This window comes from Cnuibacter physcomitrellae, assembly GCF_014640535.1.
GTDB lineage: Bacteria > Actinomycetota > Actinomycetes > Actinomycetales > Microbacteriaceae > Cnuibacter > Cnuibacter physcomitrellae.
The window spans coordinates 62,468-83,989 of record NZ_BMHD01000003.1 but is presented as its reverse complement, the minus strand read 5'-3'; the positions used below and the strand labels follow the sequence as shown (position 1 = coordinate 83,989).

Below are 21,522 nucleotides of genomic sequence, written 5' to 3'. Positions count from 1 at the left end.
GTGACCGATCTCGTGACCACGAGCATCGAGGGCCGCATCGCCCATGTGGTGCTCAACCGGCCTGAGAAGCTCAACGCCCTGAACAACCCTCTGCTTGACGAGTTCTCCGCCGCTATCGCTGCGCTCGGCGCCGACGACTCGGTGTCGGTGATCGTCATCTCGGGAGAAGGTGGGAACTTCAGTGTAGGCTTCGACGTCGACCCGGGCAACGGGTACTCCGACGCTGCCGCGGGTCTCGGTCCGTACGCCGACTGGGCCTCGCTACGGCGCAACATCGAGCGCTGGCTCGCCGTCTGGGACACCCCTAAGCCCGTCATCACCGCGGTCGAGGGCTACTGCATGGGCGGCGCCACGATGCTCGCCGTCTGCACCGACATCACCGTGGTGAGTGAGACCGCTGTCCTGGGATGGCCCGCCATCCCGCTCGGTGGCGGACTGCTCAGCCCGACATCCGCCTGGCTGATCGGTCCGAAGAAGGCCAAGGAGCTCTCCTTCATCGCCGGGAGCAGGCTCAGTGGGGCCGAGGCCGCTGCGCTCGGGTGGGCCAATCACGCTGTGCCCGCGGGCTCCGTCCTCGCCAGGGCCGACGAGCTCGCCGCGAGCATCGCCAGGATGCCGCTCGATCTCCTGCGGATCAAGAAGCTGGCGCTGAATCGGTTCCTCGACCAGCAGGGCTTCCGCGAGTCGGTGCTGATGGGCGCCGAGTGGGATGCGATCGCGCACACCTCGCCGGCGACCCATGCGATGACGGACAAGGTGGAGCAGCTCGGGCTGAAGGGCGCCATCGCCTGGTTCAACGAGGGGGCAGGCAGGTGAACCGCGCGCTGCCGCTCTTCGACTGGGCCTTCTCGCAGGCGGACAAGCCGGCGATCGTCACCGACGACGGGTCCTACTCGTTCGGGCAGCTGCGCGACGCCATCGTGGCGGCCGCCGCTGCCCTCGCCGACCGCGTGGCGGTGGGCACCCGGGTGGGGCTGTTCATCGACAGCACGCCCAACTTCGTGATCCATCAGTACGCCGTCTTCTATCTCGGCGGGGTCGTGGTGCCGCTGAACCGCGCCATGCGCGAGAGCGAGGTGCTCGATGTCGTCGACTACCTCGGCATCCGGGTGCTCGTCAGCGACACCCCTCTCGATCTGGGCTCATCGGCCGCTTCGGGGTACGTCGTCAGTGGAGAGTTCTCCGTCGCGACTTCGACGACGGCCGCGCCGGAGATGGCCTCCCTGGACATCGACGATCCCGCGCTCATCCTCCAGACCTCCGGGTCCACCGGGCGGCCGAAGGGGGTGCAGCTCTCCATGCGCAACCTCGCGGTCAACTACGACGCGACCTACAGGTGGATCGGCGTCGGGCGACAGGACGTCATCCTCCTCACCCTGCCCATCTTCAACACCTACGCCCTCAACCAGGGCATCAACATGATGGCGATGACGGGTGCGACGATGCGTCTGCTGCGCCGCTTCTCGCCGGAGAACGTCAGACGGGCGCTCGACGACTCCAAGCCCACCTTCCTGCCCCTCGTCCCGACCATGCTGACCCGCCTCTACAAGGAGGGCGTGCGATACGACGAGCGGATCACCCTCGGCATCGGCGCGGCCGCGAGCCCTGCGCAGATCGCCAGCGATGCCTGGAACGTCTTCCCGAACGCCTTCCTGTTCTTCGGCTACGGACTCACCGAGGGCACCGCCATCGCCTCGCAGAACCGCGTCGGATGGAAGGACTCCAACAACGGAGACTTCTCCTCGGCCGGCTGCGTCGTGCCGGGCGTGAAGGTCGCACTCGCCCCATCCGACGAGCCGGACGGAAGGGGTGAGATCCTCATCTCGGGTGAGGCGGTGTTCTCCTCCTACGTAGGCACGGACGAGCCGCGCCCGGTCGTCGACGGCTGGTTGCATACGGGCGACGTCGGCGTGTTCACCGGAGATCGACTGAGCATCGTCGATCGCAAGCGCGAGCTCATCATCCGCGGCGGGCAGAACATCTACCCCGGTGAGGTCGAGCGGCTGATCTCCGCGCACGAGGCGGTGCTCGAGGCCGCCGTCGTCGGCGCCGCCGACGGTGATCTCGGCGAGGTACCCGTCGCCTTCGTCGTGCTTCGCAACGGGGTCTCGACGGACGGCGGCGAGCTCCTCGAGTGGCTGCGTCCGCGTGCCGCGGCGTTCAAGCTGCCTGTGGCGGTGCACGTGCTGGAGAGCATGCCGAAGACTCCCACGGGGAAGATCCGGAAGCTCGACCTCAAGGAGATGCTCGCGTCGAGGGTGGTGTCCTGAGTGGTGGTCCTGAACGGGCTCGACGCGGTGGAACGAGCCGTCGGCTGTGAGCTCGGTGTCGGATCCTGGCACACGATCGAGCAGGAGGCCGTGGACGCGTTCGCCGAGGTGACCGGAGATCATCAGTGGATCCACGTCGACATCGCCCGAGCGGCCGGCGGACCGTTCGGCGGCACGATCGCCCATGGCTACTACACGCTCTCTCTGCTCCCCGCGCTCCTCGCCGATGCATACGACCTCCAGGGCTTCGCGATGAAGGTCAACTACGGACTGGATCGGGTGCGGTTCCCCTCGCCCGTGCGGGTCGGGACGAGCGTGCGGGCACGGGCGACGCTCGCCTCCTTCGAGACGAACGCGCGTGGGGCACGGATCGTCATCAGGACGACCGTGGAGATCCGATCGAACGAGACACCCGGATGCGTCGCGGACACCGTGACGCTCCTGGTGGCGTGACAGGGAAGCGGTGACGAGGATGGGACTGCTCGACGACAGGGTCGCAGTGATCACAGGGGCGGCTCAGGGACTCGGGTTCGCGATCGCGCAGGCGTTCGTCGACGCCGGTGCTCGTGTCGTGCTCGGGGACCTGGACGGCGGCCGCGCCGAGGAGGCCGCAGCTCGGCTCGGCCAAGACGACCATGCGCGCGGGGTCGCCTGTGACGTGACGGTGGAGGACGACGTCGATCGGCTGCTCGCCGCCGCCCGCTCCGCCTACGGGCAGGTCGACGTCATGGTGAACAACGCGGGTGTGACCCGTGACATGACCATGCGGAAGATGTCGCTCGACGACTTCGGCTTCGTCATCGACGTCCATCTGCGCGGAACCTGGCTGGGCACGCGGGCTGCAGCATCGATGATGCGCGAGCAGGGGACCGGGGGGTCGATCATCAACATGTCCTCAATCTCGGGGAAGGTCGGTAACCCTGGCCAAACGAACTACAGCGCCGCCAAGGCCGGCATCGTAGGTCTGACGAAGGCGGCGGCGAAGGAGGTCGGTTTCGCCGGAATCCGGGTGAACGCGCTGCAGCCCGGCATCATCGAAACCGCGATGACTCAGAAGCTCAGCGAGGAGGTCCGCGCCTCCCGGCTCGCCGACGTTCCGCTGGGCCGCTTCGGCGAGCCCGCTGAGGTGGCGCAGGTCGCGCTCTTCCTCGCCAGCGACATGTCCAGCTATCTCACCGGCGTGACCATCGAGATCGCCGGAGGGCGGAACATCTGATGACGACGAGTGCAGGGCCGGTCGCCCTCTACGACCTGGTCTCGGTCACCCGTGAGACCTCCAGGGAGAGCGAGACCTTCTCCGGCCAGCCCGTCGGCGGCCCGTACGGCCGCATCTTCGGGGGCCAGCTGATCGGACAGGCCACCTCGGCAGCTTCGGGGACCGTGAACCATGATCGGGTCGCGCATTCGCTGCATGCGTACTTCCCGCGGGCCGGTCGATCCGACCTACCCGTCGAGTACGAGGTCGAACGCGTTCGCGACGGCGGGTTCTTCTCGGTTCGGTCGGTCACGGCCCGCCAGGGTGACCGGGTGCTGCTGCGTGCCGCGCTCTCCTTCCAGCGGCCGCGGGAGGGCCTCGAGCACCAGTCCGAGCATCCGGTCGGTTACCCCGATCCCGACGAGGTCGCGGGCGAGGATGTCGACGAGGCGCTCGCTTCGGACGGGACGCGGCCCGAGCACCGTCGCTTCGTGGAGCTCCGCCGCATACCGAGAACCCTCGATCCGGGGGCCTCGACGACCGCTCAGGCGGTCTGGATGCGGGCGGCTCGTCGCGGCGGGGACCGCAGCGCGGCCGTCGGCAGGGCCGCCATGGCGATGGCGACCGACTACACCGTGCTGGAGACCGTGCTGAAGTCGCATGGGTTGAGCTTCCGCACACCCGGGCTGTCGATCGCCAGCCTCGATCACTCCCTCTGGTGGCACGCCGAGGGAGACCTCGACGACTGGTTGCTCTACGTGCAGGAGAGTCCGTGGTCGGGCGGCGAACGAGGACTCGTCTCCGGCCGGATCTACAGCCGGGACGGGCGCCTGCTCGCCTCGATCATGCAGGAGGGTCTCCTGCGGCTGGCCGCAACGCATGAGGAGGTCGGATGAGCTGCGTCTCCGTCGAGAGGATGGAGAGGATCCTCGTGATCTCTCTCGACCGCCCCGCCGCGCTCAACGCGGTCGATTCCCGGATGACGGATGAGCTCGGAGCCGCAATCGACCTGTTGGAGAGGTCTGACGATCTGCTGGTCGGAGTGCTGACCGGGACCGGAAGAGCGTTCTGCGTCGGTGCCGACATGAAGGCCGTCGCAAGTGGCTCGCCCTTCGACGCGCTGAGGCATCCGGAATGGGGCTTTGCGGGCATGGCGACACGTCGGCTGGACAAGCCGCTCGTCGCTGCTGTGAACGGTGCGGCGATCGGTGGCGGACTGGAGATCGCCCTGTGCTGCGATGTGATCGTCGCTGCAGACGATGCCCTGCTCGGATTGCCCGAGGTGCGCCACGGTGTCTTCGCCGCCGGTGGCGGAGTGCAGCGGCTGGCGCGCCGGGTTCCGCTCAGCACGGCCCTGGAGCTGATGCTTACCGGGAGGCTGATCCCAGCATCCGAGGCCATGCATCTCGGTCTGGTCAATCGGGTCGCGCCTCGGGATGATGTTCTCGCCGAGGCCGTCGGCATCGCGTCCGAGATCGCCGCGAACGCTTCTCTGGCCGTGCGCGCCTCGAAGCGCCTCGCTTGGGAGGGCGGAGACATCACCGACTCGGAAGTCAAGCGGCGCACGGATCAAATCGCGCGCGACGTGTTCGCTTCCCGGGACGCCGCTGAGGGGATGGCCGCGTTCGCGGATGGCCGTTCGCCGACGTTCACCGGCGACTGAGCTGTTCCACACCCGTACACAGGAGAGATGACATGACCGCCAGTTACGTCTACGACGCAGTGCGCACGCCGTTCGGTCGGTTCGGCAAGGCCTATGCCGGCACCAGGCCCGATGACCTGGCCGCACACACGATCGGAGAGCTCCTCCGACACAATCCCGAGCTCGACCCGGAGCGTGTCGACGACGTCATACTCGGCGCCGCGAACCAGTCGGGCGAGGACAACCGGGACGTCGCTCGCATGGCCTCGCTACTTGCGGGGTTGCCGACTTCGGTCGCCGGCGTGACGGTGAACCGGCTTTGCGGTTCGAGCGTCGAAGCGGTGATCCAGGCCAGCAGGGCGATCGAGACGCAGGACGCCTCGATCATCGTCGCAGGCGGGGTCGAGTCGATGACCCGGGCGCCTTGGGTGGTCGCCAAACCGGATCGCGGCTTCCCTGCCGGGAACACCACGATGCAGTCGACCACGCTCGGCTGGCGCTTCACGAACCCCCGGATGTCCAAACAGTGGACGATCTCGAACGGCGAGTCGGCGGAGATCCTCGCTGAACGTTACGAAATCAGTCGGGAGCAGCAGGACGCCTTCGCGGTGCTCAGCCACCGACGGGCGGCCGCGGCCTGGGATGCGGGCATCTACGACGAGGAGACCACGCAGATGCCGGGCATCGGACTCACGAGAGACGAGGGCATCCGGCCCGACGCCTCGCTCGAGACGCTCGCCACCCTGGCACCCGCGTTCCGCCCCGACGGAACCGTCACGGCGGGGAACGCGTCACCACTCACCGACGGCTCGTCGATGGTCCTGGTCGGGGCCGAGGGAGCGCTAGGAGAGACGGAACCATTGGCGCGAATCGCAGGAAGAGCCGCATCCGGTGTGGACCCGGACGTCTTCGGCATAGGTCCCGTAGAGGCGGCTAACCGGGCGCTCGCCAGGGCCGGACGCACGTGGGCTGACGTGGACTTCGTGGAGCTGAACGAGGCCTTCGCCTCGCAGTCGCTCGCCTGCCTCAAGCTCTGGCCAGAGCTCGACCCCGAGATCGTGAACGTCCACGGCGGTGCCATCGCGCTCGGCCATCCCCTTGGCGCATCCGGCGGGCGCATCATCGGACATGTCGCGCACGAGCTGAGGCGCCGCGGCGGTGGCGTCGGCGTGGCCGCCATTTGCATCGGCGTGGGTCAGGGACTGGCCGTGGTGCTTGAACGCTGAAGCATCACTCACAACCTTCACGGCTCACGTGAGGGACATCCTTGAGGGCAACTTCTCCACCGAGTGAACGTACGGGTAGCTCCCATGTGTTGCCCCGGCGGATCCGTGACCGGCGAATTCCCTGTGTTTAGGAGCTGATTGTGAGAGCCGTCGATGGCATGGTGACCCAGAACCTGTCAGCGGTGGTCGTGGCTGTCGTCTTCGTGACCGTCGTCAAGGAGCATGCCGACTGAAGTGGCGCAGGCGTCACCTTTTCAGGCTTCGATGCCTTCTCAGATGGCGAACACGACGATGAAGAGTGCGGCGATGGGATCTGCCGCGTTCCAATGTGCCGCTGAAGCGGGGTCGTCTGCGATCGCTCTTGACATAATTGCGGTTACCGGCGATGTCGCACAATCCCCATGTCAGCGAGGCGCCCCGATGAGACTAATCTCGGCGACAGCTATTTGAGCGTCTCCGGTGTGCTCGGCGGGAGAGCGTGCCCCGGAGCAGAACGGTGTGCGTGTCTGGCTTCTTGGGTGGGTTCTCGATCATCCGTGCGAGAGGCGATGTCCCGAGGAGCATGAGATGAGACCGAGGGTCAGGGTGAATTGCGAGACGAGGCCGGCGATCGTTGCTGCTGTGGCGTAGCTGTTGCCGTCGTTTGACGTGATCGCGAACGCGATCGGCGCGGCGACGAAAGCGGCCACGATCCCGAGAACGGTCAGGGTGAGACCGCTGATAAAGCTGGCGCGAGCGGACAGGGCTGGCGGCATGGTTTCCTTCATTCGTCCCGCACCAGCTGACCACATCTATGGGGCCACGCCACCGGGCAGCAGACGGGCTCGTTCTCGTCGGGTGTCCCGCGCCATGCCCAGCTGCCTGCACGCTGCTGCTGTCTTGTCAATCTGCTGGTGTGTGTGGCTTGGCCCTGGTTGGTGGTGGGATCGCACGTTGGTTGAGAGCAAGTCTGGAGGAGATGTATGCCGGTGTTACTGCGGGTGGATGGAGAACGTTATCTCGTGGATGGAGACGTTGATCTTGATCGGTTGCGGACTGAGCTCGTCGCTGCGGTCCGTGCGGGGGGTGACCTCGTGCATGTTCTCCATTCGCGGGGGAGTGCTGATGTGATGATTACGTCGTCCCGGCGGGTTGAACTTGCCTATATCCCGTCTCAGGCGGCGATGTATCCGACACCGGGTGAGCCCGACGTTGCTTTCGTTGACTGGGAGGATCTGTAGCTGCGGAACTGGCGTAGGTTCGTCTTCCTGATGGGGCGCGGCATGTGGTCGCGGCGGGAGGGTTGCGATGATCACTCGTGTGTGGTTCGGGGAGATCCTTACAGAGGACGCGGCCGCGTATCGGGAGTGCGCGGACAGTGTGCGGGTTCCTCGGACTCGGGCCGCGGTGGGCAATTTTGGCGTGTGGGTGATGTTGCGCGATGTGGATGCCGGTTACACGCAGGTGATGATCCTCTCGTACTGGGCCTCGCTCGCGGACGTGGAGCTGTGGGCCGGTTACGACATCGAGAAGCCGCGCCTGTTCCCTGAGGAGGATCACTTTTTCATCGCCGGCGACTCCGCCGCAAAGCACTTCACCTTCGCTGCAGGCGCCCCAGCCGTGGATCCCACGGCGGCTGACCGTGGCGACAGATGATCGTGCCGCCGGATCGGATTCCGGCGTCGCTATGACGCGATGGCGAAGAGTCCTGCGATGCCGATGAGGTACACCGCGGCGACGGTGAGGGAGTCGATGCCCATGCCGGCCACGCGTCGCCGGGAGCGGAAGATGAGGCCTACCGCGTAGATGAGGGTGAGGAGTGCGGCGAGGGCGGTGAGGTAGATGTCGGCGCTGTTGGCTGAGGGGAGGACTGCTTGGCCGGAGATGACGGTGGCGATGAGGAACAGTACGGGTAGGAAGGCGTTGCCGCCGAAGATGTCGCTGATGGCGAGGTTGTCGTCGCCCTGTCGGATGGCCTGCAGGCCGGTGGAGATCTCGGGGATGGATGTCGCCAGCGCCAGCACGGTGGCTCCGAACAGCACCCCGGACAGCCCGATCTGCCCCGCGGCGGCGTCGCCGGCGCGTTCAAGGACGACGCCCGCGCCGAGGGTCGCGACAGCCGAGATGGCGAAGACGAGCACCACCTTCCAGGTCGCGCGCTCCTTGTGGGGCGATTGCGGTCGACGTGATCGGTGCCCGGATGCGTGGGGGGAGGCGTCGGGGGCGTGGCCCTGATCCTTCCAGGGCAGGTGCTTGCCGGCACGGCGCACCAGGATCAGCCCGATCACCCAGAGAGCCGCGATGAGGACTACGTCGGGTGTGAGGCGGAGGAAGACCAGGCTGCTCGGGAGTTGGCTGCCGGCTATGACGACGGTGAGTACCGCGACGACGGTGAGGGCTTCGAGGACGAGCACGAGGGATGCGGCTCGGTAGGTCAGCGGGCTGACGTCCTTGCCGCGCTTGCCGAACGCGTCGAGGATGACGATGACGACCGTCTGGAGGGCGATGCCGCCCAGGATGTTGCCGACCGCGACCTCGAGGTTGCCGGAGATCGCGGCGCTGACGGTGATCGCGATCTCCGGCAGGTTGGTCGCCACGGCCAGGACGATCAGTCCACCGAGCGCGCTGCCGAGATGGAACCGGTCATCGAGGACATCCGTGGTCTTCGACAGCTGGATCCCGGCGACCCACACCACCGCCGCGGCCGCGATGAAGATCACCACGAGTAGCCACAGCGGCAGCGAGTCCATCTGCCCAGTAGACCCCTCCGCCCTCACCGCGGGTAGCGTCACGCCGTTGTAGCGAACGCGTACAGCCTCGGGGGTCTGGTCGCGTCTCCGGCCTGGCGAGGGCTGGGGGCGTGGTGTTCGGTGGAGTGATGGTGGTCGCGTTCGGTGTCGTGTTGCTGGTGGCGATCTTGATCTCGGGTTTCGCGCATCGGACGGTGCTGTCCACCGCTGTCCTGTTCCTGGTCGCCGGGTTCGTTCTCGGGGAGGGGATGCTCGGAGTCGTCTCTCTCCAGGCGGGGGACGAGCAGGTGAGTGCGATCGCCGAGGTGGCGCTGTTCGTCGTCCTGTTCACCGATGGGCAGCGCATCGGTGTCCGGGACCTGGCGCGAGCCTGGCGGCTCCCCGGGCGGGCGCTTCTTCTCGGGATGCCGCTGACGTTCCTGATCAGTGCCGTCCTCGGGGTGCTGCTCCTGGGGCTGCCGTGGGTGGAGGCGTTCCTCGTCGCCGCGGTGCTGGCGCCGACGGATCCGGTGTTCGCGTCCGCGATCGTGGGACGTAAGGAGATCCCCGATCGGGTGCGGGGGCTGCTGAATGTGGAGTCGGGTCTGAATGACGGGCTCGCGCTCCCGATCGTCTTGATCCTCGTCGCTGCGATCGGGGGGCCGGAGATCGAGTACGGCACCCTCGCGCTGGAGCTGCTCGGGGGAGTGGCGATAGGGGTCGTGGTGCCGCTGGTCATCGCTCTGCTGCTGCGGCTGCGGTTCCTGTCGGCTACCCCGTTGTATTCCTCGCTCAGTCCCGTGGCTGCTGCGCTGATCATCTACGGCGTGTGCAACGCGACTGGCGCCAACTTGTTCCTGGCGGCGTTCGCGGCGGGCATCACGATCGCGTCGGTCGCTCCGGAGATCCGGGATGCGTTCGCCGAGTACGGCGAGTTCATCGCCGAGCTGGTGAAGCTGCTGGCCATCTTCGTGTTCGGCGCCCTCATCTCACCCTCCGTGCTGACCGACGTGCCGATCCTCGGCTACGTGTTCGCGATCCTGCTGCTCGTCCTGGCCCGTCCTGTCGCGGTGGAGGCGGCGCTGATAGGGAGCGGGTTGAGCTGGCAGGAACGCGCTACCGCGGCATGGTTCGGGCCTAAGGGGTTCGCGTCGGTGCTGTACGGGCTGCTGGTCCTGGCCAGCGGACATCCGGATGCCGAGCATCTGTTCCATCTGATCGTCGTCGCGATCTCGCTGTCGATCATCGCGCACTCCTCCACTGACGTCCCGATCGCCGCCTACTTCGCACGCCACGAAAGTAGCGGCCGGTCAATGGAGGAGGTGCCTGGCGAGCCGCCTCCCGACGTTGCCCAGAAGGACGGGACGCCACCATGACCAGCTTCGGGTGATGGTCAATGTTCTCGTGAACGATGAAGCCGTCCGATGTACTCTACGAATTGTTGTCGGACAGCAAGTTGTTGGAGGTTCGCGATGGCACGTCATGAGGTCAACGAGCACACGACCGAGTCCACGCTGATCGCTTCACGGGCCCTGCTGGGGATCGTGGCACGCAGCATGGTCTCCGCCCTGCAGGAAGTCACGCTTCCCCAGTTCCGGGCCCTGGTCATCCTCTCCTCTGCTGGCCCGCTGCGGATGGGCGCGATCGCGGAACGGATGGGCACTCACCCCTCGACGCTGTCACGCACCGTGGACCGGCTCGTGCACGGCGGCTGGGTCGAACGCGTCATCAACGAGGACAGCCGGCGGGAGACGCTGATCCTGCTGAGCCCGAAAGGCCGCCAGCTGGTCGATGACGTTTCCGAGCAGCGCCGGGCGCAGCTGCGGGAGATCCTGGCTGAACTGTCCCCGGAGGCGCAGGACAAGCTCGCTGACGCCTTCGACATATTCGCCTCCGCGGCGGGCGAGCCCAACAGCAAGGACCTCCTCATCCTCGGCATCGGCTGACACCAGCAACCGTTCCGCCGTCTTCTCGGCCGGGTCGACTGGCGGAATCGATGCGATCACACAACACTTGTCTTACGGCAAGGTTTGGGAGAGGTGGTTGCGGGGATGGTCGAGGAGATTCTGGTGCAGTCGCAGCTGGAGGTGCAGCGGGCGATGACGGCGCTGGTGGCCGGGAACATCGACGCTCGAGCGGACGAGGCGCGGTGGGAGAACGAATTAGCCGAGCTGGTCTACGCCTCTGAGGAAGCGTGGGAGAGATGTAACGCGTTCCTGTTCGGATACACCCTGGCCCGGCACATCGCGGTGCTCGGCCCGGTCACCGCAGTGACCGGTGACGCCTCGGAGGCGGCCTTCACCTCTGAGTTCGTCGCGTGCGCGGGGTCGGGCCGTGGTGGCGACGCGATCGCCCGCTGGCTGAGCTTCCCGGTAGCGAACCCGCGAGCGACCGCGAAGACCCGTCAAGTCGCGGCAGTGACGGTGCTGCTGCATGAGCTGCGTGCCAAGGCGGCCGCCGCCTCGGTGCCGGTGGACTGGAGCGCCCGTCCCGGGCCTTTCGCCGACGGGGTGTGGTTCGAGTTCACCTCCGACACTCCAGGAGTTGTCCCGGCCGAGTTCGACGCAGCCGCCTTCGTCTGATGACACCCCCACCTGCCGTGGCGGTGTTCCCGGCATGGTTCACAGTCGCGGCGATCGTGTCGTTGACGGTCGCCGCGCTGTGTGCCGTGTTCGTGACGGTAGATGTGACGCTGCGGCCGCAGAGGATGTCGGTGATGAACGTCGTCTGGCCTGTGACGATGCTGTTCGGGGGACTGCTCTGGCTGGGCCTGTACCTCCTCCGCGGCCGCACCCCGCGCACAGGCGCGTCGCAACCGGACGGCGATGGCAGTATGGCCGGAGCGGTCGCCGTGGGCGCGAGTCACTGCGGGGCGGGATGCGCGATCGGGGATGTCATCGCGGAGTTCTCCCTCGCTCTCGTTCCGGGCCTTGCGGCCGTGTTCGGAGCGGGGACGTTGTTCCAGGATGAGATGTATGCGGCGTGGATCGCCGACTTCATCTTCGCGTTCGGTCTGGGAATCGTGTTCCAGTACTTCGCGATCGCTCCGATGCGGAATCTCCCCGTCCGGCGGGGCTTGTGGGAGGCGTTGAAAGCGGACGCCCTCTCGATCACCGCCTGGCAGGTGGGCATGTATGGGGTGATGGCGCTAGCGCAGCTCGCGATCCTGCCCGCCCTGTTTGGCACGCGCGCCGCGGTGCTGTCGCCGGAATTCTGGTTCGTCATGCAGATCGCGATGCTCGCGGGATTCGCGACCAGCTACCCGGTCAACTGGTGGCTCATCCGGGCAGGCATCAAGGAGCGCATGTGACAGCCAACGAGCGTCCGGTACCTCCGCCGCAGGCCGTCGGGAAGGGGCCGATCCGGCGGCCTGTTCTGGCCGCCACCGTGCTGACGGTGCTGACCGTTGCCGCGGTGCTGCTCGGGTCGTTGGCGTGGGGGATCGTGCAGCAGCGACTGGACACAGCATGGAGTGCCCTCACCCTCACCCCGAGCCCGAGCATCCCCAGCAGCGACGGGTGACCCGCCCAGTCGTTGACCGTCGGCGCTAGGCTCACGTCGTGACCGGCGCCGCGAGTTTCCGCCGTCCCTGTCGTGAGGTCGTCTGGCTGGTGCTTCTGCGCGCGACGGCGGTGACTGTGGCTGCGATCTCGTTGGTGTCGCGTGCGGACTGCGCGTTCGTGTACGGGACCTGCTCGATCAGGAACCTGCTCGGCTACTTCACGATCGACAGCGCCATCCTGTTCTGCTTGGTCACCGCCGCATCGTTGATCTGGGTGCTGGTGGGTGCGAGGGAGCCGGTGTGGCTGCTGGGTGCTCGAGTGATCGTTGGCAGCTACGTCATCCTGTCGGGAGGTGTGTTCGCGATGCTGATGAGCGCGGCCGGCTACACCGGCGCCGAGTTCCTGGTCCCGATGTCTTCCCGGGTCTTGCACTTCATCCTGCCCGGATTCGTGCTCCTGGACCTGCTCACCGCAGAGACCAGTACTCGCCTGCCGCGCGCTCTCCCGCTGATCTCCTGGGTGTTCCCACTCGGCTGGGAAGTAGTCACTTTGATCCGAGGGAACGCGACGGACTGGTACCCCTACTTCTTCGTCAGTCCCGAAGCCGCGGGCGGCCCGGCCGCGATCGCCGCCTACTCCGCGGGCCTGGCACTGCTGATCGCCGGAGTCGTGGTCGCGGTAGAACGTCTGCGAGCAGCAGCCGTCAGGACGGTAGCCGGTTCCCGGCGGTCGTGTCGAACAGGTGCAGGTGCGCAGGGTCGGGCCGCACCGTGACGGTGTCGCCAGCGGCGGGGTGATCTCGCCCGTCCACTCGGGCGACGATGTCGACCCGGCTGCCGCTGGCGTCGCTGTGCCCGTACAGGTACCCGTCTGCGCCGAGCTCCTCGACCAGGTCGACGATGATCGGCATGCCCTCACCGGCGGGGGCGCCGATGACGAGATCCTCGGGCCGGATGCCGACCGTGACCGCGTTGCTGGTCGAGGTGGAAAACGCCTCCCGCGATACCGGGATGATCGCGGTCCCGAACTCCACTCCGGTGCCGGCGAGGATTGCGGGCAGCAGGTTCATGGCGGGGGAGCCGATGAAGCCGGCGACGAAGACGTTGTTCGGCTTCTCGTACAGGTCGCGCGGGGTGCCGACCTGCTGGAGCAGGCCGTCCTTCAGTACGGCGATGCGGTCGCCCATGGTGAGCGCCTCGGTCTGGTCGTGGGTGACGTAGACCGTGGTGACGCCCAGGCGGCGCTGGAGCGACGCGATCTGGGTGCGGGTCTGCACACGGAGCTTGGCGTCGAGGTTCGACAGCGGCTCGTCCATGAGGAACACCTGCGGCTGACGCACGATCGCGCGACCCATGGCCACGCGCTGACGCTGACCACCGGAGAGCGCCTTCGGCTTGCGGCTGAGGTAGGGCTCGAGGTCGAGCAGCTTGGCCGCCTCGAGGACGCGGGTGGCTCGCTCGTCCTTGCCGACGCCGGCGATCTTGAGCGCGAAGCCCATGTTCTCGGCCACGGTCATGTGGGGGTACAGGGCGTAGTTCTGGAAGACCATCGCGATGTCGCGATCCTTCGGGGGGATGTCGGTGACGTCGCGGTCGCCGATCAGGATGCGGCCCTCGTTGACCTCTTCGAGGCCGGCGAGCATGCGCAGCGAGGTCGACTTCCCGCAGCCCGAGGGGCCGACGAGGACGAGGAACTCGCCGTCGGCGATCTCCAGGTCGAGCTTGTCGACCGAGGCGCGAGTCGATCCCGGGTAGGTCCGGGAGGCGTGGTCATAGGTCACAGAGGACATCGATGCTCCTTCACCGGCAGGTACGTGCCGGACGATCCGTCGTGAACAAGCCGCAGAAATGTGCTGCACTGCAACTCTTGCCTGCTAGCACATCACAGATCCTGGTGGAGCGGAACCCCGCCGTCAGGGCTGCGGGGTGGGTTCGGGTTCGGGGAGGGCGTTCCAGGCGTCCTGCCAGAGCAGTTCGTCCTCGATCGCGGCGCATCCTTTTCGTGTGGCGGCGGCGAGGGCGGAGTGGACGACGGGGGAGAGGTCGCCGGCGCGGGACAGGCCGGGGTCGTAGGCGTTGATCGTGATGATCGCGCTGCGGGATTCGGCGAGGATGCGGGCGGCGCGGAGGGCGAGCACCCACCGGATGACGAGGTAGGCGACGAGGGTTGCGGCCAGTCCCGCGAACGTTCCGGTCGCGGGGCCGAGGGGAGAGAGCTCGGAGACGAGGATCGCGGCGAAGGGGAGTGCGGGCAAGGTCAGGGCGGGGCCTAGTTCGTAGCTCCACAGGTAGTACAGGCTCGCTACCCGGGCGGCGGCGGGTGTGGTGCCGGGTGGGAAGAGGGTGATGATGCGGCGGCCGTGGAGGGCGAGGAGTGCGCGGGGGCGGGCGTAGACGATGCCCCAGACACTGTGGTGGGTCTCGATCGCATACAAGGGCGTGTCCCTGGCTGGGTGCTATTGGTAGCTGATGAGGTCGGGGGTGGGGGTGACCTGCATGGTCTGCTCGGGGGTGAGCATGGGGGAGTCCTCGTCGATGAAGTTCTTCCACCCCACGCCGACACCGGCGGGTGGTTCGGCGAGGAGCGCATCCCAGGTGGCCATCTTGTCGGGCTGGCTGCCCTGACCGTCGACGTGGACGACGGTCTCGATCTCGGGATGGCTGGTGTCGATCGCGGCGCGGTCGGTGATCATGGAGATCCGGAACTCGTGCAGCACCAGCATCTTCGGCGGCAGCCCCTGGTCGTGGACGAGGCGGGCCAGCCAGTCGGAGACGGCGTTGACCTCGGCGGCGTCCACGGAGCCGATCTGCTCCAGGGGGATCTCGTCCGGGCCGAGCCGCCACTCGGGATCCAGAGCCAGCCCCACGTTGGGGCGGGAGAGCAGGTCGGCGTACGCGGTGGCTTGGCTGAGGAAGTCGCTGCGGCCCGGCTGCAGGTCCAGGAGCACCATCATCCCCGCCGCCGCGGCGGCGTCGATGTAGGGGGCGATGGTGTCCGGGTCGAGCTCGTTGGAGTAGTTCCCGTCGCCGCCCGCGGATCCGGCGGCGACGGTGGTGATGATCTCCAGCACCGGCACGACAGGCCGGTCGGAAAGCGGCGCGTATTGGGCGGCGAGGTCGGAGGCGCGGGCGATGGTGCCGGCGACGTCCTGCTCGCCGAGGATGCCGAGCACGGGGGTGTCGGGGGCGCCGTAGATCGCGACGAAGCGGTGCTCGCCGAGGAGCCGCTGACCGCCGCCGGGGAGCTGATAGCCGGTCCGCGCGGCCGTGATCGACCAGGCAGGGTCGGGCTGGTCGGCGTAGCTGCTGCCGAGGAGGATCACGGATGCGTCGGGCTGCTCCTGCAGTGTCGTGATCATCTCGGGCGAGGCGAGGAGGTCACCGGGCGTGGGCTGGAGGGTGAGGGTGGCGCCGGCGGCTCGCGCGGTGGCCGCCGCGGCGAGATCGGCGGCGGGGCTGTCGAGGATGACGGACACCGAGGTCAGTGCCACGGCCGGATGCGGCAGGGTCACGTCCCTGCCGGCGGCGATGTCGGTCACGGGGGTCAGCGTGTTCAGGGAGGAGATGCTCACGTCCCCGATCAGCGCGACCTGCGGGATCCCGGTGAGCGAGGCGATGTCCTCGACCGAGTCGGCACGGTACCAGGTGGCCACGCCAGCGTCCGCGGCGGGCAGGCCGACGGCGATGACCTGGCTGGCGCCGAGTCGGGTCAGCTCCGATACGATCGCCGGATCCGCGGTCGATGTCGGCGCGGGCGAACCGCTGGTCGACGCCTGGTCGGAGAGCAGCAGGGGGATACCGGCGAGGATGGCGGTCCGGGCCGCCTTCTGCACGGCCGCGACGTTCTCGCTGGGGGCGACGACGACGGCGTCGGAGTGCTCGAACAACTGCTGACTCATCTGGATGGACCGCGTCGCGGCGGTGTCCGCCGCGACGACGGTCGTCATCTGGGCGGGGGCAGAGGTCTCCACCAGGCCCGGCGCGGCAGCGGACTGCTCAGCGGTGCAGCCCGTCATCATCGCCCCAGCCACGGCGGCTGCGACGACTGCAGCCAGCAGGCGCGCCCGTGCTCCTCGTCGTGGGTGCGGGGTGGTGGAGGTGGTCACAGCGGGTCCAGTCGTTCGGGTGTGCACCACCCTACGCAGATTCGTGTGCAGGACAGCAATAATTGTGGGGTGTACGCGACGAGACCGAGGACGAGCGCCCGTCTGCGCCCCGGTGAGACCGTGGTCGGTGTCCTTGTGCGCAGCTATCCTGCACAGCTGTCGATCCTGGTGTTCCTCGCCGTCGCGGTCCTGTTCACCGGGCTGCTCTCGCTCCCGGTGGCCGCGCGAACTGGCGTGAGCACCCACGTGTCGGATGCGGCGTTCACGGCCGTGTCGGCGTTGACGGTGACGGGCCTGGCGAGCGTGAACACAGCGGAGCACTGGTCGTTCCTGGGCCAGGTGTTCATCCTCGCCGCCATCCAGATCGGCGGACTGGGCATCATCACCATCGCGATCCTCCTCACCCGCGCCGTCACCCGCTCCCTGGGGGTGCGCGGCAAGCTGTTCGCCAGACAGGGCGGCGTCGGAACCGACAACCTCGGCGACGTCCGCAAGCTCCTCGCCGTCGTGGTCTCGACGTCGCTGCTGCTGGAGGCCGCCCTGGCCGTCATCCTGGTCCCGGCCTTCATCGCCACCGAACGCTCGGTCCCCGACGGCATCTGGCATGGGGTGTTCTACGCGGTGTCGTCATTCAACAATGCCGGGTTCACCACCCACGCGGACGGGATGGCCGGGTTCGACGGGAACCTGTTCATCGTCCTCCCGGTCATGGTGGGAGTGTTCGTCGGCAGCTTCGGGTTCCCCGTGTTCACGGTGCTCCTGGTAGCGAAGTGGCACCCCAAGCACTGGAACCTGCACACCAAGCTCACCCTGCTGACCACCACCATCCTGTTCCTCGCCGGCGCTGTCGCGTGGGGCGCCCTCGAATGGAGTAACACCGCCACCATCGGTGACATGCCGGTGGGGGAGAGGATCCTGAACTCGGCGTTCGCGTCGATCATGACCCGGTCGGGTGGCTTCAGCCTGGTCGACACGGCCGACACCACCTCGGCGACACAACTGATCACCGACGCGCTCATGTTCGTCGGCGGCGGATCGGCCTCCACCGCGGGCGGCATCAAGGTCACCACCCTCGCGGTGATGTTCCTCGCGATCCTGGCCGAGGCCCGCGGAGACAAGAAGATCCTGATCTTCGGCCGCTCCCTCCCGGACGGCGCGATCCGTGTCGCGATCAGCGTCACCTTCCTGGGCGCCACGCTGGTGCTGGCAGCCTCGATCCTCCTCCTGCTGGTCAGCGACGCTCCACTGAACGACGTCGTGTTCGAGGTGATCTCCGCGTTCGCGACCTGCGGACTCAGCATCGGCCTCAGCGAGCAGCTCCCTCCGGCGGGAAAGATCATCCTCGCCGTCGTGATGCTGATGGGCCGCATCGGCCCCATCGGTCTGGCGTCGGCGCTGGCGATCCGGCGCCGGAACCTGCTCTACAGCTATCCGACAGAACGGCCCATCCTGGGATGACAGCACGCCGGACGATCCCCGAGGAGGACCTGTGATGCGAAGCCGGACCGGGGTGTTCCTGCTGAATCTGCTGCGCCGGGTGTGGGCTCGCGCAGCACTGTTCACGCTCATCCGCGGTCGGGTTCGCCCTCGCCGCGGGCGTGATCGGAGCCGTGATCCCGTTCCGGCTCGTCATCGACCTCGGCCAGGACTCGGTCGGATCGATCCTGCAGATCATCGCCAGCAGCATGCTGGCCGTCACCACCTTCTCGCTGACCACCATGGTCACCGCCTACTCCTCGGCCACCACCACGGCGACACCCCGAGCCACGCAGCTGCTGGTGCAGGACCGCACCTCGCAGAACGCCCTGTCGACGTTCGTGGGTGCGTTCACCTTCTCCCTGGTCGGGATCATCGCCCTCTCCACCGCCTACTACAGCGATCAGGGCCGCACGATCCTGTTCTTCGGCACCCTCGTCGTGATCGCCGTGATCGTGGTCACGCTGCTGCGCTGGATCGGGCACCTGACCACGTTCGGCCGGATGTCCGACGTCATCGACCGCGTCGAGACCGCCGCCGGCGACACCCTCCACGCCTACGCCACCTCACCCACCCTCGGCGCCCGACGCGCCCGGGCCGAAGACCTAGCCGGGCATTCAGCTGCGGTCGCGGACACGCACGGGGCGCGGGTGCGAGGCGAGGAGACGGGATACGTCACCCACATCGACATCGCCGCGCTGAACCGAATCGGGGAGGACACCGACGCCGACCTGCGCGTCCTGACCATGCCCGGAACGGTCGTCGACCCCACCACGCCCCTCGTCCACACGCGCGGGCACCTCGACGAGGGCGCCCGGACTGCGGTCCGGCGGGCGTTCACCGTCGCCCGGCATCGCGACTACGACCAGGACCCGCGTCTGGGTGTGATCGCGCTGGCCGAGATCGCCAGCAGGGCCCTGTCCCCGTCGACCAACGATCCCGGCACCGCGATCGAGGTGATCGCGTCGCTGCAGCGCGTGTTCGTCCGCACCCTCACCACCACCCCGGACGACGACGTCCGGTATCTGCGGGTGCTGGTCGAACCGGTCGCGCTCCAGGACCTGATCACCGACGCGTTCCGGCCCATCGCCCGCGACGGCGCCGGGATGGTCGAGGTCCAGATCCGGCTGCAGAAGTGCCTCGGCTCCCTCGCCCGGGTCGCACCCGGGCAGGCCCACCTGTTCCGCGCCGCCGCGGAGAGAGCCCTGACCCGCGTCGACGCCGCCCTCACCGCAGAGGACGCCGCCGCTGTTCACCACGCCCACGACACCCACCTCTGACACGACGGGTCAGGTAGGAGGGGGCCGGGGTGACCTGTGTCCTCGCAGCCATCCCCATACCGTCTCGACACGACGCCGGATGCGTCGCGGCAGCGTATCCGGCCGCGGAGGGAGAGGTTCTCCTTCTCGCAGCAGCTCACCGCGCTCATGGTCAAGCCGCTCCGTCCGGGCGGTGCGGGCGGAGGTGGTGTCGTCCCGGACGGGCAGTTGCAGGCGGCGTTCCGCGTGCTCGCCGGACAGCAGTTCCCGGGCACGCTCGATCTCGGCGTTCAGATGCGCGCCCAGGACCAGGGCGAGATCGATGAGGAACAGCCAGATGATGAACACGATCACCCCCGCCAGCGCCCCGAACGTGTCGTCGTAACCGGCGAACAGAGACACGTAGATCCCGAACCCGGCCGAAGACACCCCGATCACGGCGATCGCCAGCACAGCCCCGAGACCCAGCCACCGCACCCGCGGCTTCGTCACGTTCCCCGTCGTGGCATACAGGACCGCGACGATGCCGATGACCGCTGCCGCCAGAACGGGCCAGCGCACCACCTGCCACACCTGCACCGTTCCCTCCTCGACACCGGCGATCTCACCGACCCATCGAAGAACCGGGCCGGACACGGCCACGATCGCGGCCACGACGGTCACCAGCAGCACCAGAAGCACGGTCACCGCCAACTGGGCGAGCTTCCGGCGCCAGAACGGGCGCCCCTCCTCCACCTGGTAGACGACGTTCATCGCCCGCCCGAACGCGCTGACGTACGTCGACGCCGACCACAACGCCACCACCACCCCGCCGATGAATGCCGCCGGCGCAGACGGCGTCGACGCGAGCTGCGTCACCGGACCACGCAGCGTCTCCGCGACCTGCCCGGGCGCGACCTGCTCCACAAGGTCCAGCACCCGAGACGCCGTCGCCGGTCCATCCCCGACGACACCGATCACCGACACCACCGCCAACGCCGCCGGGAACACGGACAGCACCGCGAAGAACGTCAACGCTGCCGCCTGATCGACGCCGCGCGAGCGCAGGAACTCATGCCCGGTCCGACGCAACAGATAACGCCACGCCGACCCGCCCAGCTGCCACGGCCACCCCGGTCGTCGGCCGCTACGCGAAGCGTCCTGGGGTGGGGGCATCAGAGACCGAGGATGAGCAGCTCCTCGGGCCGCGGCTCACCCGCCGCCGCCGCGATCAACGCCAGCCCCTCCGTGACCGTCCGCCGCTCCGCCATGCTCATCCCGCCCAGCAGCCGCGCCACCTCCGCGCGGCGCCGTTCCGTGACCTCATCCACCAGCGCCCTCCCTTTGGACGTCGCGGCGACACCACCATCCTGATAGTCGATCAGATGACCCGCGGCGAGCCGACGAAGCATCTCATCCAACCCCAGACCCGTCACATCCAGAAGCGGCACGATCTCCACCCGGGACAGCAGCCCACGGCTGCACAGCAGCACCAGCAGCCGGTAGTCCGGCAACGGCACCTGCTCCACGATCGGAGCAAGCGACCGGGCGATCACCCCCAGAAGGGCGCGAGAACCCGCGATGACGCTCTCCGTCCCCTCCGCAGGAGCCTCAGCCGCGCACATCCCTCACCCTCCAGCCTGCTCGACGCCGCCTGCCGCTGCGTCGCCGTCGGCTGGCTCGAGCACGAACCGGTGATCCCTCACGTCCAGGGTCAGGTCGGTCAGAGCAGCCGCGGCCGCGGGGGAGAGCACGACCTCGCTCTGCGCCTCCGGGGCGGCGGGGACATCGCCGGGGCGGACGCTGTCAACGATCTTCACCAGCGCCTTCGACTCGTCTCCCGGATCCAGGGTGATCCGCACTCTCGAATCGTCGGGGTGATGCCGCAGCATTTTCGAGGCCGCTCGTGCCGCTGCCTCAGTCATCTCCACCATCGCCGTCTCCATCCCGGCACCACCGCAGCCGTGCCCACGCACAATACTTGCCGTCCTACACCAATAGGGTAGGCGCCGCAGCGCGACCGCGTCGAATGACGGCCCCGGGGTCGCGGATTCCCCCGAAAACATGCTGTACAGCATTAGTTTGGTGTGGACATGGATTCGCGGCCGTTGGTGACCGTCACGAGCGGCTGGCCGTGGGAGGTGCCTCATGCGCTCGCT

Annotated in this window: 24 protein-coding genes; 16 read left to right on the top strand and 8 right to left on the bottom strand. The window is 67.8% G+C overall.

Going from position 1 to position 21,522, the window contains the following annotated elements:
* The 7 genes from IEX69_RS19605 to IEX69_RS19575 are packed head-to-tail and all read left to right on the top strand — an operon-like array spanning position 1 to position 6,333.
* On the top strand, positions 1–816 hold the full coding sequence (locus IEX69_RS19605) for an enoyl-CoA hydratase-related protein (RefSeq protein WP_174604601.1): 816 nt from the start codon (positions 1–3) through the stop codon (positions 814–816).
* A complete protein-coding gene (locus IEX69_RS19600) occupies positions 813–2,270 on the top strand; it encodes a class I adenylate-forming enzyme family protein (protein WP_174604603.1) in 1,458 nt (485 codons plus the stop codon). Before IEX69_RS19605 ends, IEX69_RS19600 begins: the two co-directional genes overlap by 4 nt.
* Complete coding sequence (locus IEX69_RS19595; protein ID WP_085021653.1) at positions 2,271–2,723, top strand: MaoC family dehydratase; 453 nt, start codon at positions 2,271–2,273, stop codon at positions 2,721–2,723. It begins immediately after the preceding gene.
* A gap of 19 nt (positions 2,724–2,742) precedes the next feature.
* Positions 2,743–3,486: a 3-oxoacyl-ACP reductase FabG gene (fabG, locus tag IEX69_RS19590; protein ID WP_085021654.1), complete on the top strand. Its 744-nt coding sequence runs from the start codon at positions 2,743–2,745 to the stop codon at positions 3,484–3,486.
* Complete coding sequence (locus IEX69_RS19585) at positions 3,486–4,361, top strand: acyl-CoA thioesterase (protein WP_085021655.1); 876 nt, start codon at positions 3,486–3,488, stop codon at positions 4,359–4,361. Before fabG ends, IEX69_RS19585 begins: the two co-directional genes overlap by 1 nt.
* Positions 4,358–5,128: an enoyl-CoA hydratase-related protein gene (locus IEX69_RS19580; RefSeq protein WP_085021656.1), complete on the top strand. Its 771-nt coding sequence runs from the start codon at positions 4,358–4,360 to the stop codon at positions 5,126–5,128. Before IEX69_RS19585 ends, IEX69_RS19580 begins: the two co-directional genes overlap by 4 nt.
* A gap of 32 nt (positions 5,129–5,160) precedes the next feature.
* Positions 5,161–6,333 carry a thiolase family protein gene (locus tag IEX69_RS19575; protein ID WP_085021657.1) on the top strand — a complete coding sequence of 391 codons (1,173 nt, stop codon included), beginning with the start codon at positions 5,161–5,163 and terminating at the stop codon, positions 6,331–6,333.
* 530 nt (positions 6,334–6,863) lie between these two features.
* On the opposite strand, the gene IEX69_RS19570 is transcribed toward IEX69_RS19575, so the two are convergent.
* On the bottom strand, positions 6,864–7,100 hold the full coding sequence (locus tag IEX69_RS19570) for a hypothetical protein (protein WP_157127490.1): 237 nt from the start codon (positions 7,098–7,100) through the stop codon (positions 6,864–6,866).
* A 520-nt stretch (positions 7,101–7,620) separates the two neighbouring features.
* Here IEX69_RS19570 and IEX69_RS19565 point away from each other — a divergent pair.
* The gene (locus IEX69_RS19565; RefSeq protein ID WP_085021659.1) at positions 7,621–7,968 is read left to right on the top strand and encodes a hypothetical protein; all 348 of its coding nucleotides are present in this window, start codon (positions 7,621–7,623) and stop codon (positions 7,966–7,968) included.
* Positions 7,969–7,997: 29 nt separating this feature from the next.
* On the opposite strand, the gene IEX69_RS19560 is transcribed toward IEX69_RS19565, so the two are convergent.
* A complete protein-coding gene (locus IEX69_RS19560) occupies positions 7,998–9,062 on the bottom strand; it encodes a sodium:calcium antiporter (protein ID WP_085021660.1) in 1,065 nt (354 codons plus the stop codon).
* Between the two features lie 110 nt (positions 9,063–9,172).
* Here IEX69_RS19560 and IEX69_RS19555 point away from each other — a divergent pair, with 110 nt between their 5' ends.
* The 6 genes from IEX69_RS19555 (at position 9,173) to IEX69_RS19530 (ending at position 13,318) form a co-directional block, all read left to right on the top strand.
* Entirely contained in the window at positions 9,173–10,417 is a 1,245-nt protein-coding gene (locus IEX69_RS19555) for a cation:proton antiporter (RefSeq protein WP_229756484.1), read from the top strand.
* 96 nt (positions 10,418–10,513) lie between these two features.
* On the top strand, positions 10,514–10,987 hold the full coding sequence (locus tag IEX69_RS19550) for a MarR family winged helix-turn-helix transcriptional regulator (protein WP_174604605.1): 474 nt from the start codon (positions 10,514–10,516) through the stop codon (positions 10,985–10,987).
* Positions 10,988–11,110: 123 nt separating this feature from the next.
* Positions 11,111–11,623, top strand: a complete 513-nt coding sequence (locus IEX69_RS19545; protein ID WP_157127491.1) for a hypothetical protein — start codon at positions 11,111–11,113, stop codon at positions 11,621–11,623.
* Between the two features lie 17 nt (positions 11,624–11,640).
* Positions 11,641–12,351, top strand: coding sequence for a DUF4396 domain-containing protein (locus IEX69_RS19540; protein WP_229756483.1), 711 nt, complete (start codon positions 11,641–11,643; stop codon positions 12,349–12,351).
* Positions 12,348–12,563 carry a hypothetical protein gene (locus IEX69_RS19535; RefSeq protein WP_085021664.1) on the top strand — a complete coding sequence of 72 codons (216 nt, stop codon included), beginning with the start codon at positions 12,348–12,350 and terminating at the stop codon, positions 12,561–12,563. The genes IEX69_RS19540 and IEX69_RS19535 overlap by 4 nt, the downstream gene beginning before the upstream one ends.
* A 38-nt stretch (positions 12,564–12,601) precedes the next feature.
* Positions 12,602–13,318 (top strand): Pr6Pr family membrane protein, encoded by a 717-nt coding sequence (locus IEX69_RS19530; RefSeq protein ID WP_157127492.1) that lies wholly within the window; start codon positions 12,602–12,604, stop codon positions 13,316–13,318.
* Here IEX69_RS19530 and IEX69_RS19525 read toward each other — a convergent pair.
* The 3 genes from IEX69_RS19525 to IEX69_RS19515 all read right to left on the bottom strand — a co-directional run bounded on the left by IEX69_RS19525 (position 13,248) and on the right by IEX69_RS19515 (position 16,649).
* Positions 13,248–14,333, bottom strand: coding sequence for an ABC transporter ATP-binding protein (locus IEX69_RS19525; protein WP_085021666.1), 1,086 nt, complete (start codon positions 14,331–14,333; stop codon positions 13,248–13,250). The two genes, IEX69_RS19530 and IEX69_RS19525, sit on opposite strands and share 71 nt — an antisense overlap.
* Positions 14,334–14,456: 123 nt before the next feature.
* Entirely contained in the window at positions 14,457–14,978 is a 522-nt protein-coding gene (locus IEX69_RS19520; protein WP_085021667.1) for a DUF6611 family protein, read from the bottom strand.
* Between the two features lie 21 nt (positions 14,979–14,999).
* Positions 15,000–16,649, bottom strand: coding sequence for a hypothetical protein (locus IEX69_RS19515; protein WP_085021668.1), 1,650 nt, complete (start codon positions 16,647–16,649; stop codon positions 15,000–15,002).
* A gap of 69 nt (positions 16,650–16,718) precedes the next feature.
* Here IEX69_RS19515 and IEX69_RS19510 point away from each other — a divergent pair, with 69 nt between their 5' ends.
* On the top strand, positions 16,719–18,107 hold the full coding sequence (locus IEX69_RS19510; RefSeq protein WP_085021669.1) for a TrkH family potassium uptake protein: 1,389 nt from the start codon (positions 16,719–16,721) through the stop codon (positions 18,105–18,107).
* A 140-nt stretch (positions 18,108–18,247) separates the two neighbouring features.
* Positions 18,248–19,405: a DUF2254 domain-containing protein gene (locus IEX69_RS19505; protein ID WP_174604609.1), complete on the top strand. Its 1,158-nt coding sequence runs from the start codon at positions 18,248–18,250 to the stop codon at positions 19,403–19,405.
* A 9-nt stretch (positions 19,406–19,414) separates the two neighbouring features.
* Here IEX69_RS19505 and IEX69_RS19500 read toward each other — a convergent pair whose 3' ends face one another.
* Genes IEX69_RS19500 through IEX69_RS19490 form a run of 3 tightly spaced genes read right to left on the bottom strand, consistent with a single transcriptional unit; the run spans position 19,415 to position 21,309 of the window.
* A complete protein-coding gene (locus IEX69_RS19500) occupies positions 19,415–20,539 on the bottom strand; it encodes a YihY/virulence factor BrkB family protein (protein WP_085021671.1) in 1,125 nt (374 codons plus the stop codon).
* Positions 20,539–20,988 (bottom strand): winged helix DNA-binding protein, encoded by a 450-nt coding sequence (locus IEX69_RS19495; protein WP_085021672.1) that lies wholly within the window; start codon positions 20,986–20,988, stop codon positions 20,539–20,541. Before IEX69_RS19495 ends, IEX69_RS19500 begins: the two co-directional genes overlap by 1 nt.
* Positions 20,989–20,991: 3 nt before the next feature.
* Positions 20,992–21,309: a hypothetical protein gene (locus tag IEX69_RS19490; protein ID WP_157127493.1), complete on the bottom strand. Its 318-nt coding sequence runs from the start codon at positions 21,307–21,309 to the stop codon at positions 20,992–20,994.
* Positions 21,310–21,522: the final 213 nt, after the last annotated feature.